Raw genomic sequence first — 16,623 nt, 5'->3', positions numbered from 1 at the left:
CCGGACCGCGGCCGGTTCGGACCTGGAACTTCGGACCTGGAACAGGGGGTGGCCGCATGGCCGACGGCAATCTGGTGATGCAGGGGGGATCGGCGCGCCCGCAGGGCGGCACGCTGGCGCGGCTGGCGCGCAAGCGCTCCACGCTGGCGTTCCTGATGACGGTGCCGCTGCTGGCCGTCATCGGCGGGCTGGTCGCCTATCCGTTCTTCTACGCGCTGTATCTCTCCATGTTGAACAAGCGGATGACGCGCTTCATCGGCCTGGAGAACTACACCTTCCTGCTGAGCCGGGAGACCTTCCAGTCGGTCATCTGGCAGAGCGTGCTGTTCGCCGTCGGCGCGGTGATCGCCAAGGCGCTGATCGGCTTCATCCTGGCGCATGTGCTGCACGAGCTGCCTTCGAAGGGCCAGCGCAAATGGCGCGGCATGCTGCTGGTGCCCTGGGTGATCCCGCCAGCCGTCTCCACCCTTGCCTGGTGGTGGCTGTTCGACCCGTCCTACTCCGCCATCAACTGGGCGGTGGCCACCATCGGCATCCCGCCGGTGGCCTGGCTGGGGGAGCCTTCCTGGGCACGGTTCTCCGTCATCCTGGTGAATGTCTGGTACGGCGCGCCGTTCTTCATGATCATGTACCTGGCGGCGCTGAAATCGGTGCCGGACCAGCTGTACGAGGCGGCGGCGATCGATGGCGCCACGGGCTGGCAGAAGCTGCGCCACGTGACCGTGCCGATGATGCGCAACATCATCTCCATCACCGTGCTGTTCAGCCTGATCGTCACCTTCGCCAATTTTGACATCGTCCGGATCCTCACCAATGGCGGACCGCAGGACAAGACGCACATCTTCGGCACCTACGCCTTCCAGGTGGGCATCCAGTCCGGCGACCTGCCGCTCGGCGCCTCCGTCTCGTTGTTCATGTTCCCGATCCTCGCGATCTTCGCGGTGTTCGTGCTGCGCGGCGTGACGCGCCGTTCCAAGGAGATGGCCGGATGAGCACCACCGCCGCCACCGAGTCGACGGCGCCGCTGCCGATGTACCACGCGGCGGGCAGCATCAAGCGCGAACGCCGCTGGGCGCTGATCGGCGCCTATGTCGCGCTGGCCGTCTTCGTCATCTTCTTCATGTTCCCGCCCTTCCACATGCTGATCACCAGCCTGAAGAGCAGCGCGGAGATCGCCGACCTGAACGGCAATCCGTGGATCGTCAGCGCGCCGACGCTGCAGAACTACCGGGAGCTGCTGACGGAGGGCAACTACGTCATCCACTTCAGGAACTCGATCATCGTCACGCTGACGGTGGTGGCCATCACCATGGTGATCAGCACGCTGGCGGCCTTCGCCCTGGCGCGGATGCGCTTCTGGGGCAGCGCGGCGCTGGCCACCGGGGTGTTCCTGACCTACCTGGTGCCGGAGACGCTGCTGTTCATCCCGCTGTTCCAGATCATCGGCGGGCTCGGCCTGTACAACAACCTCGGCGCGATGATCCTGATCTACCCGACGCTAACGGTGCCCTTCTGCACCTGGATCATGATCGGCTACTTCTCCTCCATCCCGAAGGAGCTGGACGAGGCGGCGCTGATCGATGGCGCGAACCACCTGCAGATGCTGTGGAAGATCTTCATCCCGGTGGCGCTGCCCGGCATCCTGGCGGCGACGATCTTCGCCTTCACCGTCTCCTGGGCGCAGTTCCTGTACCCGATGGCCTTCCTGGTCAGCTCCGACCAGATGGTGCTGACGGTCGGCATCGTCTCCGACCTGATCCGCGGCGACACCTTCCAGTGGGGCAAGATCATGGCCGGCGCGCTGATGGCGGCCGCGCCGCCGCTGCTCGTCTATGCCTTCCTGATGGACTACTACATCGCCGGGCTGACCGCCGGCGCAACCAAAGGCTAGGGGCTCCCGATGGCGCAGGTTTCCGTCCGCAAGATCGTCAAGGCCTATGAGGGCAACGTCCAGGCGGTGAAGGGCATCGACCTGGAGATCGCGGACCATGAGTTCGTCGTCCTCGTCGGCCCGTCCGGCTGCGGCAAATCCACCACGCTGCGCATGATCGCGGGGCTGGAGGAGATCACCTCGGGCGAGATCGCCATCGGCGGCACGGTGGTGAACGACATCCCGCCGCGCGACCGCGACATCGCCATGGTGTTCCAGAACTACGCGCTGTACCCGCACATGTCGGTGTACGAGAACATGGCCTTCGGCCTGACGCTGCGGAAATTCCCGAAGGACGAGATCGCCCGGCGCGTGAACAACGCGGCGCGGATCCTGGACATCGAGCCGCTGCTGGAGCGCAAGCCCAAGGCATTGTCCGGCGGCCAGCGGCAGCGCGTGGCCATGGGCCGCGCCATCGTGCGCGACCCGAAGGTGTTCCTGTTCGACGAGCCGCTGTCCAACCTGGACGCCAAGCTGCGCGTGCAGATGCGCACCGAGATCAAGAAGGTGCACCAGACGGTGCGCACCACCACCGTCTACGTCACCCACGACCAGGTGGAGGCGATGACGCTGGCGGATCGCGTGGTGGTGATGAACCACGGCATCATCGAGCAGGTCGGCCCGCCGCAGGAATTGTACCACCATCCGAAGACGCGGTTCGTCGCCGGCTTCATCGGCAGCCCGGCGATGAACTTCTTCCCGGCGCGGGTGGAGAACGCCTCCGGCGCGCTGCGCGTGCTGCTGCCCAACGACATCGTTCTGCCGGTACCGGCCGAACGCACGGCGCGCTACCAGGGGGCGGTGGGGCGGGAGGTGCTGTTCGGCATCCGTCCGGAACACCTGACGGAGGTGAAGAACCTCGACCGCGACAACATCTCGGTCTTCGAGGTGACGCCGGAGGTGATCGAGCCGATGGGCATGGAGACGCTGGTGCATTTCTGGATGCAGGGGGCGGAGATCTGCGCCCGCATCGACCCGACCACCCCGGCGGAACCGGGCCGGCCGATGCAGCTGGCGGCAGACCTGAACCACATGCATCTGATCGATGCCGAAAGCGGGCGGGTGCTGTAGTTCCGCGCGCGCGGGGTCTGGCCTACACTTCCGCACCGGAAACCTTCGAAAGACCCTGCGCAAGATGGCCGCCCAATACGTCACCGTGCCCGCTCCGGCGCTCGAATCCGTGGTGGAGAAGATTTTTGGCGCCGCCGGCTGCGACGGCGCCGAGGCCAACCGCATCAGCACCCATCTGCTCGGCGCCAACCTGGCCGGGCATGACAGCCACGGCGTGGCGCGGGTGCCGCGCTATGTGGAATGGCTGGAATCCGGCTTCGTGCTGAAGGGCCAGACGGCGGAGATCGTCACCGATGGCGGCTGCTTCGCGCTGCTGGACGGCAAGTTCGGCTTCGGCCAGACGGTGGCGCCGCAGGCGGTGGACCTCGGCATCGCCCGCGCGCTGCAGCACGGCATCGCCGTGGTCGGCCTGCGCAATGCCGGCCATATCGGCCGCGTCGGCGAGTATTCGGAAAAGGCGATCGCGGCCGGGCTGATCTCGGTGCATTTCGTCAATGTCGCCGGCAGCGTGCTGGTGGCGCCCTTCGGTGGCACGGAACGCCGCTTCTCCACCGCCCCCTTCAGCGTCGGCGTGCCGCTGCCGGGCCGGCCGCTGATCCTGGATTTCGCGACCTCCCTGGTGGCGGAGGGCAAGGTGCTGGTGGCGTCCAATGGCGGGAAGGCGCTGCCGGCGGATGCGCTGATCGAGCCGGATGGGCGGCTTTCGGGCGACCCGCACACGCTGTACGGCGACTACCCGCAGATCGGCCCGCGCAACCCCTCCAACGGCCGCGGCGCGATCCGGGCCTTTGGCGAGCACAAGGGCTCCGGGCTCGCCTTCATGTGCGAGATGCTGGCCGGCGCGCTGACCGGGGGCGGCACCTCCGGCCCGGTGGAGGCGCGCGGTCGCATCGCCAACGGGATGCTGAGCTTCTATGTCTCGCCGAAGCATTTCGGCACCCAGGCGGAATTCGAGGCGACCGGCCGCGCCTATGTGGACTGGGTGATGGAAACCAGCCCGGCGGACCCGGAAAGCCCGGTGCTGGCCCCCGGCGACAAGGAAGCCGCGACGCGCGCCGACCGCCTGGCGCATGGCGTGCCGCTGCAGCCGGATACCTGGGAGAGCATCCTGCAGGTGGCGCGGCGGCTGGGCGTGCCGACGAACGGGTAGCCTTGGACCCGCTCACCCGGATCCTGTGGCGGCTGGCACAGTGGTGGCGCCATCCGCCCTCGCCCTATTTCGTGCGCATCCTGGTGGCGACGCTGCTGGTCGTGCTGGCCGTGGTGTTGGTGGAACGCTTCATCGGCTGGCCGGAGTGGCTGCGCACTGAGCGGGTGCCGATCCGGCGCCTCTGACGTTCCTACAGCAGCGCCAATTGCCGCGGCGCCGCCTGCGGGGCGCGGAACTGGCTGCAATCCAGCCCGCCGCGCATGCCCTGCCGCCCGTCCAGCCCGAAGCGGCGCAGCGCCAGGCGGAAACGCTGGGCCAGCAGTTCCGCATAGGGGCCGGTGCCGGTCTGGCGCTGGCCGAAGCGCGCATCGTAAAGCCGGCCGCCGCGCGTCTCCCGCACCAGGGCCAGCACGCGCGCGGCGCGGTCCGGGTGGTGTTCCTGCAGCCAGGCCTCGAACATCGCCTTGATCTCCAGCGGCAGGCGCAGCAGCACATAGCCGGCCCTTGTGGCGCCCGCCCGCGCCGAGGCTTCCAGGATGCGCTCCATCTCCATGTCGTTCAGGCCCGGGATCATCGGTGCCGCCAGCACCCCCACCGGCACGCCGGCCTTGGCCAGGTCCGTCACCGCCGCCAGGCGCTTCAGCGGGTTGGCCGCGCGCGGTTCCATCACCCGCGCCAGCTTCATGTCCAGCGTGGTGACGGACAGGCACACATGCACCAGGTTGCGCGCCGCCAGCCGCTGCAGGATGTCCAGGTCGCGCAGCACCAGCGCCCCCTTGGTGACGATCGTCACCGGATGGCCGAATGTCTCCAGCACCTCCAGCACCCGCCGCGTGATGCCCAGGGTGCGTTCCACCGGCTGGTAGGGGTCCGTGTTCGCGCCCAGCGCCACCGGCTTCGCCTCATAGCCCGGCCTGGAAAGCTCCTTTTCCAGCAGTTCCGGCAGGTTGGGCTTGAACATCAGCTTGGTCTCGAAATCGAGGCCGGGTGACATCCCGACATAGGCATGGGCCGGGCGTGCATAGCAGTAGACGCAGCCATGCTCGCAGCCACGATAGGGGTTCAGGGACCGGTCGAAGCCGAGATCCGGGCTGTCGTTCCAGGACAGGGCGCTGCGCGAGGCTTCCCTGGTCAGCGTCGTGCGCAGCGGCGGCAGCTCCGCGAAATCCGCGTCCAGCGTGCCCCAGCCGTCATCGTACAGCTCTGCATGGCTGCTCTCGTAGCGGACGCCCGGATTGGTGACGGCACCCCGGCCCTTGCGGGCCAGGGAGGGCATCGTGGTAGCTCCGCCGTAAGCTCCCCCATCCGGCATCGTCGGATCCTCTAATTCGTGGTTTGTTCCCATGCATCTGAAGCTGGACCTGCCCGGGCCGTCAAGAACAAAATGCGAATAGAGGGGCTTCCCGACCTCTCCGTGGTGATCCCGGCGCTGAACGCCGCCGCCTCCCTGCCGGCCACGCTGGCGGCCCTGGGCGGGGTGCCGGGGGAGATCATCCTGGTCGATGGCGGCAGCACCGATGGCACGCCGGCGCTGGCCCTGGCCGATGGCGCCCGGGTGCTGACGGCGCCGCGTGGCCGCGGCGGGCAGATCGCCGCCGGCATCGCCGCCGCGCGCGGGCCCTGGCTGCTGCTGCTGCATGCCGATACGCGGCTGGACCCTGGCTGGCCGGCCGCGCTGCACGCCGCCATGGCGGAACCCGCCCGCGCGCATTATTTTCGTTTCGCGCTGGATCATGCGGCGCCGCAGGCCCGGCGCCTGGAACGCGCCGTGGCCTGGCGATGCCGCTGGCTCGGCCTGCCCTATGGCGACCAGGGCCTGCTGATCCATCGCGACCTGCTGGCCGCGGTGGGCGGCATGCGGGCGCTGCCACTGATGGAGGATGTGGACCTGGTCCGCCGGCTCGGACCTGGGCGGCTGGCGACGCTGCCGGTGGCCGCCCTGACCAGCGCGGCGCGCTGGCAGCGGGAGGGCTGGTGGCGGCGCTCGGCGCGCAACCTGGCCTGCCTCGGCCTCTTCTACGCCGGCCTGCCGCCCCACATCATCGCGCGGCTGTATCGGGGGAAGGGATGAGGGGCGACACGCTGGTGATCTTCGCGCGCGCGCCGCGGCTGGGGGCGGTGAAGCGACGCCTGGCGCGCGGCATCGGCGCGCGCGGCGCGCTGCGTTTCTACCGCGGGCAGTTGGCGCGGCTGCTGCGGGCGGTGGCCGGCGACCGGCGCTGGCGCACCGTGCTGGCGGCCACGCCGGACCGCGCCCGCACGCGCTGGCCACGCCGCCTTCCCGTGCGCGACCAGGGGCGCGGCGACCTCGGCCAGCGGATGGCGCGCGCCATGCGGCCGCATCGCCGCGTCGTTCTGGTGGGCAGCGACATCCCCGGCATCGGTGCCGGCGACATCGCCGCCGCCTTCCGCGCGCTGGGCCGGGCGCGCGCCGTGTTCGGCCCGGCCGAGGATGGCGGCTACTGGCTGGTCGGCTTCGGCCCGCTGCGCCCGGCCCGCCCCTTTGACGGCGTCCGCTGGTCCGGCCCCGAGACCCTGGCCGATACGCTGGCCCGCTGCCACCCCCACCGCGTCGCCCTGCTGCGCCGACTGCGGGACGTGGACACGGCGGAGGATCTCCGGGCGCTGGGCCTGTGACCGAGGCGCCGGACTACCCGCCCGGCCTGTACGACCTGCTGGCCTGGCACGGCCTGCTGCGGCCGGGCATGCGGGCGCTGGACCTCGGCACCGGCGACGGCGCGCTGGCCCGGGGCCTTGCGGCGCAGGGCGCCAGCGTGCTGGGTCTCGATCCGGATCCGAGGGCGCTGGACCGCGCCCGCATCCTGTCCCCCGGCGGCAACCCGGCCTTCGCCTGCGGCCTCGCGGAGCGCACCGATCAGCCCGAGGCCGCCTTCGATCTGGTGACGGCCGGCCGTGCCTGGCACTGGTTCACCCGCGACCTGGCGGCGGCCGAGGTGCGGCGCGTGCTGAAGCCCGGCGGGGCGCTGGTGCTCTGCCATTACGACTGGGTGGCGCCGCCGGGCAGCGTCGCCCACGCCACCGAGCATCTGCTGGCGGCACTCATCCCCTCCCTCCGCCTGTCGCCCGGCAGCGGCTTCTACCCGGCCTGGGCGGAGGCGCTGGCGGGCGCCGGGCTGGTCGATTGCGGCTTCGGTGGCTTCGACGTGGTGCGGCACTGGGACCGCGCCGCCTGGTGCGCGCATGTCGCCGCCGTCGCCGGGGTTGGCCGGTGCAAGCGGGAGGGAGTCACGGCGACGCTGGCGGCGCTGCTGGCCGAGCGCTTTCCGGAGGGGAAGCTGCCGGTGACCTGGCGCCTGTTCGTCCTCTGGGCGCGCCGCGCTTAACCCTGCGGCAACCCCGGCCGGCGCAGCCTTCCAGGCCCGGCCGGAGCCTGCCGCATGACCGACACCGACCCGGCGCGGGAAGCGCGCCTCGCCATCGCCCGCCACCTGGCGGAGCTGCACCGCCTGCACGTGGCGCTGGCCGCCGACAGCCGCAGCCTGAAGGCGCTGACCACGGCCGGCCGGCCACTGGCCGAGATCGAGATCGCGGCGGAGATGCTGGAACAATACATGGCCGCCAGCGGCGCCTTCCTGGAGAACATGCGCGGCCGCTTCGAGAACCGGCTGGGCCTGCTGCGCCGCGGCGACCCCCAGGGGCCGGATGCCGCGCTCGGGCAGGGGCCGGTCGGGCATGGCCCCTTCTGGTATGCCTTCTCCCGCCTCTGTGTCGCGCTGCGCCAGGCGGAAAGGCGGGCGGGCTGAGGCTCAGGCGTAGCCGCGCCGGCTGGGGTCGGCTGCCTCGCGCCGCGCATCCGCCTGCGCCGCCTCGTCCACCTTCCGCGCGCCCGGCGCCGGCTGCGTGCCGTCCGACGCCTTCCCGGCCGCCGCCTCGTCCTCGGCCGGCTCGAAGTCGAAATCGCCGTGCCGCGACTGCCAGCTCTGCACCGTCAGCAGCCTGGCGCCGCCGCGGCTTTCATGCGGGCCGTGCACCACGCCGGCGGCATGGGTCAGGCAGGTGCCGGGCGCCACCGGCTCCCCGGCCTCGATCAGGTCGCCTTCCAGCAGAAAGTGCATCTCCGCCCCCGCCTGGTGGCGATGCGCCGGAATGCGGCCGCCGGCGGGGATGTGGACGATGGTCGTCACCACCCCCGCCGCCTGGTCCTGGTTGAGGATCTGGATGCGGAAGGTGCCGCCCGTCGCCCCGGGAATCTCGAAAGGCGTCGGCGCCACCTGGTCCGTCGCCACGCGCAGGCTGCCATCGGGCATGGCTATGCTCCCCCATCCGGTTTGCAGCCGAACGCCGGGGCGGCGCGGCGGGTTGCCGGCTGACGTGGCCTTCCCCCGGCGCTATGCCATCCGCCATGCCGGATTACACCTACGAGTCGGAGGCGGGCGGCCGCGTGGCCGGGGTGGACGAGGTCGGGCGCGGCCCGCTCGCCGGCCCGGTGCTGGCCGCCGCCGTGGTGTTCCGGGGCCCGCCACCCGCGGCCCTGGCGGCGCTGCTGGACGACAGCAAGAAGCTCTCCGCCGCCCGCCGCGAGATCGCCTTCGCGGCCCTGCAGGAAGCCTTCCGCCAGGGGCTGGCGGAGGGCGCCGTTGCGGCGGCCAGCGTGGCGGAGATCGCCCGGCTGAACATCCTGCACGCCAGCCACCTGGCGATGCTGCGCGCGCTCCGCCGCCTGCCGCCCTGCGACCTGGCGCTGGTGGATGGCAGGCAGGTGCCGCCGCTGCCCTGCCGGGTGCGCTGCCTGGTGGGCGGGGATGCGCTGAGCCTGTCCATCGCCGCCGCCTCCATCCTCGCCAAGGTGGTGCGGGACCGGGCGATGGCGCGGCTGGACCGCCGCTTCCCGGCCTGGGGCTTCGCCCGCCACCAAGGCTACCCCACGGCGGAACACCGTGCCTGCCTGGCCCGGCTGGGCCCCACGCCGCATCACCGGCGCGGCTTTGCGCCGGTCGACCAGGCCTGGCTGCCCCTGCCCCGGGCGATTGTGGCCCAGGATGCACCGCTGGCGACAACGGGTTGATAAGACGCGGAGTTGACGGCGCGACTCGGCAGCCGGCATGGTGTTCCGCGATTCGCGGGGGTGCGTGACGGAACGATGGGCACGGGACTCGACCTGCCGCTGGACGAGGTGCTGCTGGGCGAGTGCATCAGCACCCTGAAGCGCCTGCCGCCGGCCTCGGTCCACATGATCTTCGCGGACCCGCCCTACAACCTGCAACTCAAGGGCACGCTGCGCCGGCCGGATGACAGCCTGGTGGATGGCGTGGACGATGCCTGGGACCAGTTCCAGAGCTTCGCGGCCTATGACGCCTTCACCCGCGAGTGGCTGATCGAGGCGCGGCGCGTGCTGCGCAAGGACGGCACGATCTGGGTGATCGGGTCCTACCACAACATCTTCCGCATCGGCGCGCTGCTTCAGGATCTGGGCTTCTGGATCCTGAACGACGTGATCTGGCGCAAGGCCAACCCGATGCCGAATTTCCGCGGCCGGCGCTTCACCAATGCGCATGAGACGATGATCTGGGCGGCGCGCGGCCCGGAGAGCCGCTACCGCTTCAACTACGCCGCGATGAAGGCGCTGAACGACGACGTGCAGATGCGCAGCGACTGGTATTTCCCGCTCTGCACGGGGGCGGAGCGGTTGCGCGACGAGGCCGGCGGCAAGCTGCACCCGACCCAGAAGCCGGAAGCCCTGGTCGCCCGCGTGCTGCTGGCCAGCACCGCGCCGGGGGAGGTGGTGCTGGACCCCTTCTCCGGCACCGGCACCACGGCCGCCGCGGCCCGTCGGCTGGGCCGGCGCTATATCGGCATCGAGCAGGACCCGGCCTATGTCGCGGCCTCGGAGGCGCGGCTGCGGCAGGTGGTGCCGATGGATGAAAGCGCCGCGCTGGCCCTGCCGAACAAGCGCGAACAGCCGCGCATCGCCTTCGGGGTGCTGGTGGAACGCGGGCTGGTGCCGGCCGGCAGCGCGCTGGTTGACCGCAACCGCCGCTGGCGCGCCACGGTGGGCGCCGATGCCACGCTGCGCTGCGGCACGGCCACGGGCTCCATCCACAAGGTCGGCGCGGCACTGCAGGCCGCGCCGTCCTGCAATGGCTGGACCTTCTGGCATGTCGAGACGGCCGACGGCCGGCTGCGCCTGCTGGACGAGCTGCGGCAGGAGATCATCGGCCGGGACGGCGGCTGAGAGCCCCCGGCTGGAGCATTTTCACGCCCTGCGGCTTCGCAAGGCGACCCGGAAGATGCGTCAAAACAATAAGCCGGAGCATTTTCAAGCCTTGCGGCTTGGCAAGGCGACTCGGAAAATGCGTCAAAACAATAAGCTAGAGCCGATCCACCGTCTTCGCTTGCGGTGAAACGGCTTCAGCGGCTCAGCGCCGGGCGAGCGCCCGCAGCAGCGCCAGCGCCAGCGCCGTCTTCACCAGCGTGCCGGGGATGAACAGCAGGAAGCCGGCCTCGAAGGCCCGCGCCAGGCCCACATAGCCGGCCAGCCAGGCGATGCCGGGCAGGAACAGCAGCAGATGTGCCGCCAGCAGCACCACTGCCTGGCGAACAAGGCCCTGGCCACGGGCGAAGCCGGCCAGCCAGGCGGCCAGCGCGAAGCCGATCAGGTAGCCACCGGTCGGCCCGGCCAGCGCCGCTGGCCCGGCGGCGCCATTGGCGAAGACCGGCAGGCCCATGGCGCCCTGCGCCAGATAGGCGGCCACCGCGGCGAGTCCCGCCGCCGGCCCGCCCAGGGCGCCCAGCAGCAGCACGGCCAGGCTCTGCAGCGTCGCCGGCACCGGCCACATCGGCAGGCTGACCTGGGCGGAGGCCGCCAGGATCCAGGAGCCGAGCAGGGCCACCCCGGCCAGGCGCAGGGCGGGCCGGGCGGAGGTCAGGGCGAGGGCCATGGTTGGTGTCTCCGGCGTTTCGGGCCCCGGTTTGGCGCGCCCTCCGCCCGCTGTCCAGCAGGGCCGCCCGCCCGCCCCGCGCGTGGCAAACGCCCCTGGCCCGTCAGGCGGCGCGGATCGCCGCCAGGAAGCCGTCCACCTGGCCGCGCAGCGCCTCCGTCTGGCGCGACAGGCCGGAGGAAGCCTCCCGCAGGCCGGCGGTGGCGGCGGCGGTGGCCTCCGCGCCTTCCATCACCTCCGCTGTCTGGCGCGTCACCTGATCGGTCCCGGCGGCGGCTTCCGCCACGGCGCGGCCGATCTCCTGCGTCGCGGAGGATTGCTGTTCCGCCGCCGCGGCCACCTGGGTGGCGATGTTGGCCAACTCCTCGATGGTCGCGCCGATGCCGCGGATCGCGTCCACCGCCCGGCCGGTCTCGGCCTGCATGGCGCCGATCTGCGCCCCGATCTGTTCCGTGGCCTTGGCGGTCTGCGCCGCCAGCGCCTTCACCTCCCCCGCCACCACGGCGAAGCCCTTGCCGGCATCGCCGGCGCGTGCCGCCTCGATCGTCGCGTTCAGCGCCAGCAGGTTGGTCTGCCCGGCGATGGACTGGATCAGCCCGACCACGTCGCCGATCCGCGCCGCCACCTCCGCCAGCCCGCCCATCGCGGCGTCCGTGGTGCGCGCATCGGCCGCGGCGCGTTGGGCGATGCGGGCGCTTTCCGCCACCTGGCGGGCGACCTCCGCGATGCTGCTGGCGAGTTCCTCGGCGGAGGCGGCGACGGTCTGCACATTGCCCGCCGCGGTGCCGGCGGCCAGCGCCATGCTGCCCGCCTGTTCGCGCGCCTGCCCGGCGGCGCGGCCCAGCCGGTCCGCGGTTTCATCCAGCGGCGCGGCGGCGCCGGCCACGGCTTCCAGCACTTTGCCGACCTGCGATTCGAAGCCCTGCACCAGCGTCTGCAGCGTCTCCGCCCGTCGGCTCTTTGCCGCCTGTTCGGCGGCGGCGGCGTCTGCCACCTGGCGCGCTGTCAGCGCGTTGCGGCGCAGCACCTCCACCGCTTCCGCCATCTGGCCGATCTCGTCGGCGCGGCCGCGGCAGGGCACCGTCACCGTCTGGTCGCCCTGGGCCAGATTCTGCACCGTGCCGGTCAGCGCCACCACCGGCACCACCACGCGCCGCACCAGCACCAGGGCGAGCCCGGCCAGCACCAGGCCGGCCAGCAGCGTCAGCGCCGCTTCCGTCACCAGGGCAATCTCGGCCGCGCGTTCCTGCGCGGCGGCGGTGGCGGCGGCCTCGGCCAGGGCGGCATCGCGCACCGCCAGCAGGATGTTCAGCGACGGCGTGGCGAAGGCGGTGAAGGCGTCGCCATCCATCGGGTAGGTGCCGCCGGCGCGGCCGGCCGCGATCAGCGCCTGGGTCTTCGCCTCCGCCTCGCCGAAGAAGCGGCGCTGGACATCCTCGAAGGCCGCGGTCAGGCGCGGCGGGTTGCCCAGCATGGCGGCCATCTGGCGCATCTGCCGCCAGCCGGTCTGGATCACCTGGGCGGCGCCGGCGATGGTCTCCAGCTCCGCCGGGTTCAGCGCCCGCGCATTGCCGCGGGCGGTGCCGATGGCGACGATGCGGCGGCTGCCGGCGTCGCGCAGGTCCCAGCTCATCCGCGCCAGCTGAACCAGGCCTTCCAGCCCGCCGCCATCCGCGGCGATGGCGCGGTGGCTGTCATCCAGCGCCGCGGTGACCTGGCCCAGCATCTGGTCATAGACGCGCTGCGGCTGGCCGCGCACCGCGGCGGGGCGATCCGCCAGCGGCAGCAGGGCCGCGGCGCGCACCGGCCCGCGCAAGGCGGCCAAGGCCGCCGGCATCGCCTCCAGCGGCGCCGCCGCGCCGCCGGCGGCCCGCAGCTTCGCCAGGGCCTGCGCCAGCGCCGCATCGGTCCGGGCCTGCACGCCGTCCAGCCGTGTCGTCAGCGCCGCGTCCATCGGCGCCGTGGCATGCATGCGCAGCACCCAGTTGCCGCGCTCCACCACCAGCGTCTCGGTCAGGCGCAGCAGCGCGGCGGTGGCCTCCACCTGCCGGCTGGCCTCGGCCGCCGCGGCCTGGCGTTGCCATTGGCCGAAGGCGGCGGTGCCGCCGACCGCGGCGCCGATGCCCGCTATGCCGAGCATGACCAGGGTGAACAGGGTTCTGATGCGCATGGGGCGGGGGGGTCCGGATGACGCGAAGGGGCCTCATCCTTCCCATAACGGCCTTGCCGGAATGCTAATCGGTTTCGGAACGTCGCAACCGGATCAGGCTCAGACGCCGGGCCACAGCGCCAGCAGGCGGCGCATGGCGGTGGGCATGGCGGCGCGGGCCTCGGCCGCGGCCATCCAGGCCAGCCCCGACCCGGCCGGAAGCGCGTCCCCTTCCGCCGGGGCGGCCAGCAGCAGCTGCAGGCGCAGCTCGAAATGGGTGAAGCCGTGCCGGGCCTCCCCTTCCAGCGCCTGAAAGGGCAGGCCGGGCAGCGGCGCATGGGACAGGGCCTCCGCCGCCGGCCAGGGCTCCGCCCGCCACGGCGTGCCCGGGATCTCCAGCATGCCGCCCAGCAGGCCGGTCTCCGGCCGCCGCCGCACCAGGAGGCGGCCGGCGCCGTCGGTCAGCAGGAAATGCGTGCCGTGGCGGATCGGCCGCTGCGGCTTCGGTGCCTTGCGCGGCAGGGCGGCCTGCACGCCGGCCGCCTGCGCGGCGCAGCCGCCGAGCCAGGGGCACAGTGTGCAGGCCGGGTTGCGCGGGGTGCAGAGCGTGGCGCCCAGGTCGAACAGCGCCTGGGCGAAGTCGCCCGGCCGGGCGCGCGCGGCCGGCTGCACCATGAAGCCCTGGGCCAGCGCGTCCAGCGCCTTGCGCGCGGCGGGCAGCGGCGCCTCCACCCGCGCCAGCCGCGCCACCACGCGTTCCACATTGCCGTCCAGCGGCACCACCGGCGCATCGAAAGCGATGGCGGCGATGGCGGCGGCGGTATAGGCGCCGATGCCGGGGATCGCCCGCAGCCCGGCCACATCGTCCGGGAATCCCTGGGCGGCCAGGGACCGGGCGCCGGCATGCAGGTTGCGGGCGCGGGCGTAGTAGCCCAGCCCCGCCCATTCCTCCGCCACCGCCGGCCAATCCGCGGCGGCCAGCGCGGCGACATCGGGAAACCGGGCGAGGAACCTGCTATAGCGGGGGCCGACCGTGGCGACGGTGGTCTGCTGCAGCATCACCTCCGACAGCCAGACCCGGTAGGGATCGGGCCGGCGGTTGGCCCCGGGCGGCCCGCGCCAGGGCAGGCTGCGGCGATGCCGGTCGTACCAGGCCAGCAGCAGGCCGGCATCGGGCAGGGCGGGTTGGGAAGGGGGAGGGGTCACGCGTGGCACAGGATGGCGACCAGCGACGGTTTCCGACAGCCCCCCTGCCGCTGTCCGCCCTGATTCCGCGCCTGACCCGGCCCGCCTTCCGCAAGCGCAGCCCGGCCGGGGCCATGCTGATGGCGGATTGGCCGCAGGTGGTGGGGCCGGCGCTGGCCGCGGTGACGCAGCCGGTGCGCCTGACCGCCGGCAGCCTGACGATCGCCTGCGCCGGGTCGGTGGCCATGGAATTGCAGCACCTTGCGCCGGAACTGATGGGCCGGATCAACGCCCATCTCGGCCGCACGGCGGTGGAACGGCTGCGCTTCGTGCAGCAGGCGCCGTCCGGCCAGCCGCCGCCGCCACCGCGCCCGCGCGCGGTGCCGCTGCCCGCGGAATTGCAGGCCCGGCTGGGCACGCTGCCGGAAGGTCCGCTGCGGGAGGCCCTGGCAAAGCTGGCGCTCGGCGTCTATCGGAAGCGCTGACCCCTTCCTGCCCCCAGGCCGGCACCTGATATGCCGCCCATGAGGAACAATTCCCCGGAGGCTGCCCGCATGATCGACCGCCGCTCCCTGCTCACCCTCGCGGCCACCGGCGCCGCCGGCCTGCTGCTGCCCCGCCTGGGCTGGGCGCAGGCCGCCGCCCCGGCCCCCCTGGCCGAGGATGACCCGCGCCTGGCGGAGCGCAGCGCCGGGCCGGCCGATGCGCCGGTGACGGTGCTGGAGTATTTCTCCCTCACCTGCGGCCATTGCGCCGCCTTCCACCGGGAGACCTGGCCGCGCGTGAAGACGGAGCTGGTGCAGGCCGGCCGCATGCGCATGGTGTTCCGCGACTTCCCGCTGGACGGGCTGGCCCTGGCCGCCGCCGCCGTGGCGCGGTCGCTGCCGGCGCCGCAATACGAGCCCTTCATTTCTGCGCTGCTCGGCTCCCAGGACCGCTGGGCCTTCAACCGCAATGCCGACCCGCGGGAGGAGCTGTACAAGATGGCCGCGCTGGCCGGCATGTCCCGCGCCAGATACGACGAGGTGCTGGCCGACCAGGCGCTGCAGCGCGCCATCCTCGCCGCCCGGGTGAAGGGGCAGCAGGAGCACAACGTCACCTCCACCCCCACCTTCGTCTTCGGCAGACGCGCGGTGCCCGGCAACATGGCCTTCGGGCGCTTCGCCGCCCTGGTCGCCGAGACCCGCTGATCCATGCCGCCGCCGCCTGACGCAGCGGAGGAGGCCGAGGAGCCCGCACGCACCGAGGAACAGGCGGAAGCCGCGCGCCGCGCGCGGCTCACCCGGCTGCGCATCGCGGGCTTCAAATCCTTCGCCGAGCCGACGGTGGTGGAGGTGATGCCGGGCCTGACCGGCATCGTCGGGCCGAATGGCTGCGGCAAGTCCAATGTGGTGGAGGCGCTGCGCTGGGCGATGGGCGAGACCAACGCCCGGTCCATGCGCGGCGGCGAGATGGACGACGTCATCTTCGCCGGCACCTCCACCCGCCCGGGCCGCAACCTGGCCGAGGTGACGCTGACGCTGGAGGAGGCGGAGGGCCTGGCGCCGCCGCCCAACGCCGCGGCGCAGGATCTTGAGATTTCACGCAAGATCGCGCGCGGGGAGGGCAGTTCCTTCCGCGTCAACGGGCGGGAACTCCGCGCCCGCGACGTGCAGACGATGTTCGCCGACATCGGCTCCGGCGCCCGGTCCTCCGCCATGGTCAGCCAGGGGCGCGTCGCCGCGCTGATCCAGGCGCGGCCGGAGGATCGGCGCGCGGTGCTGGAGGAAGCCGCCGGCATTGCCGGGCTGCGCGCCCGCAAGCATGAGGCGGAGTTGAAGCTGCGCCAGGCGGAGACCAATCTGGGCCGGGCGGAGGACCTGATCGGCCAGATCGAGGCCGGCCGGCAGAACCTGCAGCGCCAGGCCCGCCAGGCCGCCCGCTACCGCAACCTGTCCGGCCTGGTGCGGGATGCGGAGGTGGAGTGGCTGGCCATCCTGCGCGGCCGCGCCCAGGCGACGCTGGACGCCGCCCGCGCCCGCTTCGCGGCCGCCCGCCACGCCACCAGCCAGGCGGAAGCCGCCGCCGAGGCCGGCGCCATCCGCGCCTTCACCGCCGAGCGCGCCCTGCCCGCGCCGCGGGAGGCGGAGGGCGCCGCCCGCACCGCGCTGGAGCGAAGGCGGGTGGAGGCGGAGACGCTGGGGGCAGAGGAAGCCCGCGCGCGGGACGCCCTGGCCGGCGCCGAGGCGCGCCACAAGGC

Annotated in this window: 19 protein-coding genes; 14 read left to right on the top strand and 5 right to left on the bottom strand. The window is 72.6% G+C overall.

From position 1 onward, the window contains the following. The first annotated feature begins 56 nt into the window (after positions 1-56). The 5 genes from HEQ75_RS16830 to HEQ75_RS16810 all read left to right on the top strand — a co-directional run bounded on the left by HEQ75_RS16830 (position 57) and on the right by HEQ75_RS16810 (position 4,336). On the top strand, positions 57-992 hold the full coding sequence (locus tag HEQ75_RS16830) for a carbohydrate ABC transporter permease (RefSeq protein ID WP_168032737.1): 936 nt from the start codon (positions 57-59) through the stop codon (positions 990-992). Continuing rightward, entirely contained in the window at positions 989-1,891 is a 903-nt protein-coding gene (locus tag HEQ75_RS16825; RefSeq protein ID WP_209318612.1) for a carbohydrate ABC transporter permease, read from the top strand. The genes HEQ75_RS16830 and HEQ75_RS16825 overlap by 4 nt, the downstream gene beginning before the upstream one ends. A 9-nt stretch (positions 1,892-1,900) precedes the next feature. Next, positions 1,901-3,001 carry an ABC transporter ATP-binding protein gene (locus tag HEQ75_RS16820; RefSeq protein ID WP_168032735.1) on the top strand — a complete coding sequence of 367 codons (1,101 nt, stop codon included), beginning with the start codon at positions 1,901-1,903 and terminating at the stop codon, positions 2,999-3,001. A gap of 64 nt (positions 3,002-3,065) precedes the next feature. Next, entirely contained in the window at positions 3,066-4,151 is a 1,086-nt protein-coding gene (locus HEQ75_RS16815) for a malate/lactate/ureidoglycolate dehydrogenase (protein WP_168032733.1), read from the top strand. 2 nt (positions 4,152-4,153) lie between these two features. Beyond that, positions 4,154-4,336, top strand: coding sequence for a hypothetical protein (locus tag HEQ75_RS16810; protein ID WP_168032731.1), 183 nt, complete (start codon positions 4,154-4,156; stop codon positions 4,334-4,336). 5 nt (positions 4,337-4,341) lie between these two features. Here HEQ75_RS16810 and HEQ75_RS16805 read toward each other — a convergent pair whose 3' ends face one another. Beyond that, positions 4,342-5,427: a PA0069 family radical SAM protein gene (locus tag HEQ75_RS16805; protein ID WP_235961828.1), complete on the bottom strand. Its 1,086-nt coding sequence runs from the start codon at positions 5,425-5,427 to the stop codon at positions 4,342-4,344. Positions 5,428-5,535: 108 nt separating this feature from the next. On the opposite strand from HEQ75_RS16805, the gene HEQ75_RS16800 reads away from it, so the two are divergent. From HEQ75_RS16800 to HEQ75_RS16785, 4 genes are read left to right on the top strand one after another with little or no spacing between them, the layout of a single operon-like run. Next, entirely contained in the window at positions 5,536-6,222 is a 687-nt protein-coding gene (locus tag HEQ75_RS16800; protein WP_168032727.1) for a TIGR04283 family arsenosugar biosynthesis glycosyltransferase, read from the top strand. After that, the gene (locus HEQ75_RS16795; RefSeq protein WP_168032725.1) at positions 6,219-6,788 is read left to right on the top strand and encodes a TIGR04282 family arsenosugar biosynthesis glycosyltransferase; all 570 of its coding nucleotides are present in this window, start codon (positions 6,219-6,221) and stop codon (positions 6,786-6,788) included. Before HEQ75_RS16800 ends, HEQ75_RS16795 begins: the two co-directional genes overlap by 4 nt. Next, positions 6,785-7,495 (top strand): class I SAM-dependent methyltransferase, encoded by a 711-nt coding sequence (locus tag HEQ75_RS16790; protein WP_168032723.1) that lies wholly within the window; start codon positions 6,785-6,787, stop codon positions 7,493-7,495. The genes HEQ75_RS16795 and HEQ75_RS16790 overlap by 4 nt, the downstream gene beginning before the upstream one ends. Before the next feature lie 54 nt (positions 7,496-7,549). After that, on the top strand, positions 7,550-7,915 hold the full coding sequence (locus tag HEQ75_RS16785; RefSeq protein WP_168032721.1) for a hypothetical protein: 366 nt from the start codon (positions 7,550-7,552) through the stop codon (positions 7,913-7,915). A 3-nt stretch (positions 7,916-7,918) separates the two neighbouring features. Here HEQ75_RS16785 and HEQ75_RS16780 read toward each other — a convergent pair whose 3' ends face one another. Continuing rightward, entirely contained in the window at positions 7,919-8,419 is a 501-nt protein-coding gene (locus HEQ75_RS16780; RefSeq protein WP_168032720.1) for a cupin domain-containing protein, read from the bottom strand. Between the two features lie 95 nt (positions 8,420-8,514). Between HEQ75_RS16780 and HEQ75_RS16775 the strand changes: the two genes are divergently transcribed. Beyond that, positions 8,515-9,177, top strand: a complete 663-nt coding sequence (locus HEQ75_RS16775) for a ribonuclease HII (protein WP_168032718.1) — start codon at positions 8,515-8,517, stop codon at positions 9,175-9,177. Positions 9,178-9,252: 75 nt separating this feature from the next. Further along, positions 9,253-10,344: a site-specific DNA-methyltransferase gene (locus tag HEQ75_RS16770; protein ID WP_168032716.1), complete on the top strand. Its 1,092-nt coding sequence runs from the start codon at positions 9,253-9,255 to the stop codon at positions 10,342-10,344. Positions 10,345-10,528: 184 nt separating this feature from the next. Here HEQ75_RS16770 and HEQ75_RS16765 read toward each other — a convergent pair whose 3' ends face one another. From HEQ75_RS16765 to HEQ75_RS16755, 3 genes are all read right to left on the bottom strand, one after another. Then, positions 10,529-11,050 (bottom strand): biotin transporter BioY, encoded by a 522-nt coding sequence (locus HEQ75_RS16765; RefSeq protein WP_168032714.1) that lies wholly within the window; start codon positions 11,048-11,050, stop codon positions 10,529-10,531. Positions 11,051-11,153: 103 nt separating this feature from the next. After that, positions 11,154-13,220, bottom strand: coding sequence for a methyl-accepting chemotaxis protein (locus HEQ75_RS16760; protein ID WP_168032712.1), 2,067 nt, complete (start codon positions 13,218-13,220; stop codon positions 11,154-11,156). Positions 13,221-13,319: 99 nt separating this feature from the next. Beyond that, positions 13,320-14,405, bottom strand: a complete 1,086-nt coding sequence (locus HEQ75_RS16755; protein ID WP_328734186.1) for an A/G-specific adenine glycosylase — start codon at positions 14,403-14,405, stop codon at positions 13,320-13,322. Positions 14,406-14,407: 2 nt separating this feature from the next. Between HEQ75_RS16755 and HEQ75_RS16750 the strand changes: the two genes are divergently transcribed. From HEQ75_RS16750 to HEQ75_RS16740, 3 genes are all read left to right on the top strand, one after another. Then, positions 14,408-14,869 (top strand): DUF721 domain-containing protein, encoded by a 462-nt coding sequence (locus HEQ75_RS16750; protein ID WP_328734184.1) that lies wholly within the window; start codon positions 14,408-14,410, stop codon positions 14,867-14,869. 39 nt (positions 14,870-14,908) lie between these two features. Then, on the top strand, positions 14,909-15,574 hold the full coding sequence (locus HEQ75_RS16745; protein ID WP_235961826.1) for a thioredoxin domain-containing protein: 666 nt from the start codon (positions 14,909-14,911) through the stop codon (positions 15,572-15,574). 3 nt (positions 15,575-15,577) lie between these two features. Next, positions 15,578-16,623: AAA family ATPase (locus HEQ75_RS16740; RefSeq protein ID WP_168032710.1), on the top strand; the 1,046-nt coding region annotated here is incomplete at its 3' end.

Origin of the sequence: Falsiroseomonas selenitidurans (genome assembly GCF_012103215.1) — a bacterium.
GTDB lineage: Bacteria > Pseudomonadota > Alphaproteobacteria > Acetobacterales > Acetobacteraceae > Falsiroseomonas > Falsiroseomonas selenitidurans.
This window is presented reverse-complemented; position numbering and strand designations above follow the sequence as displayed.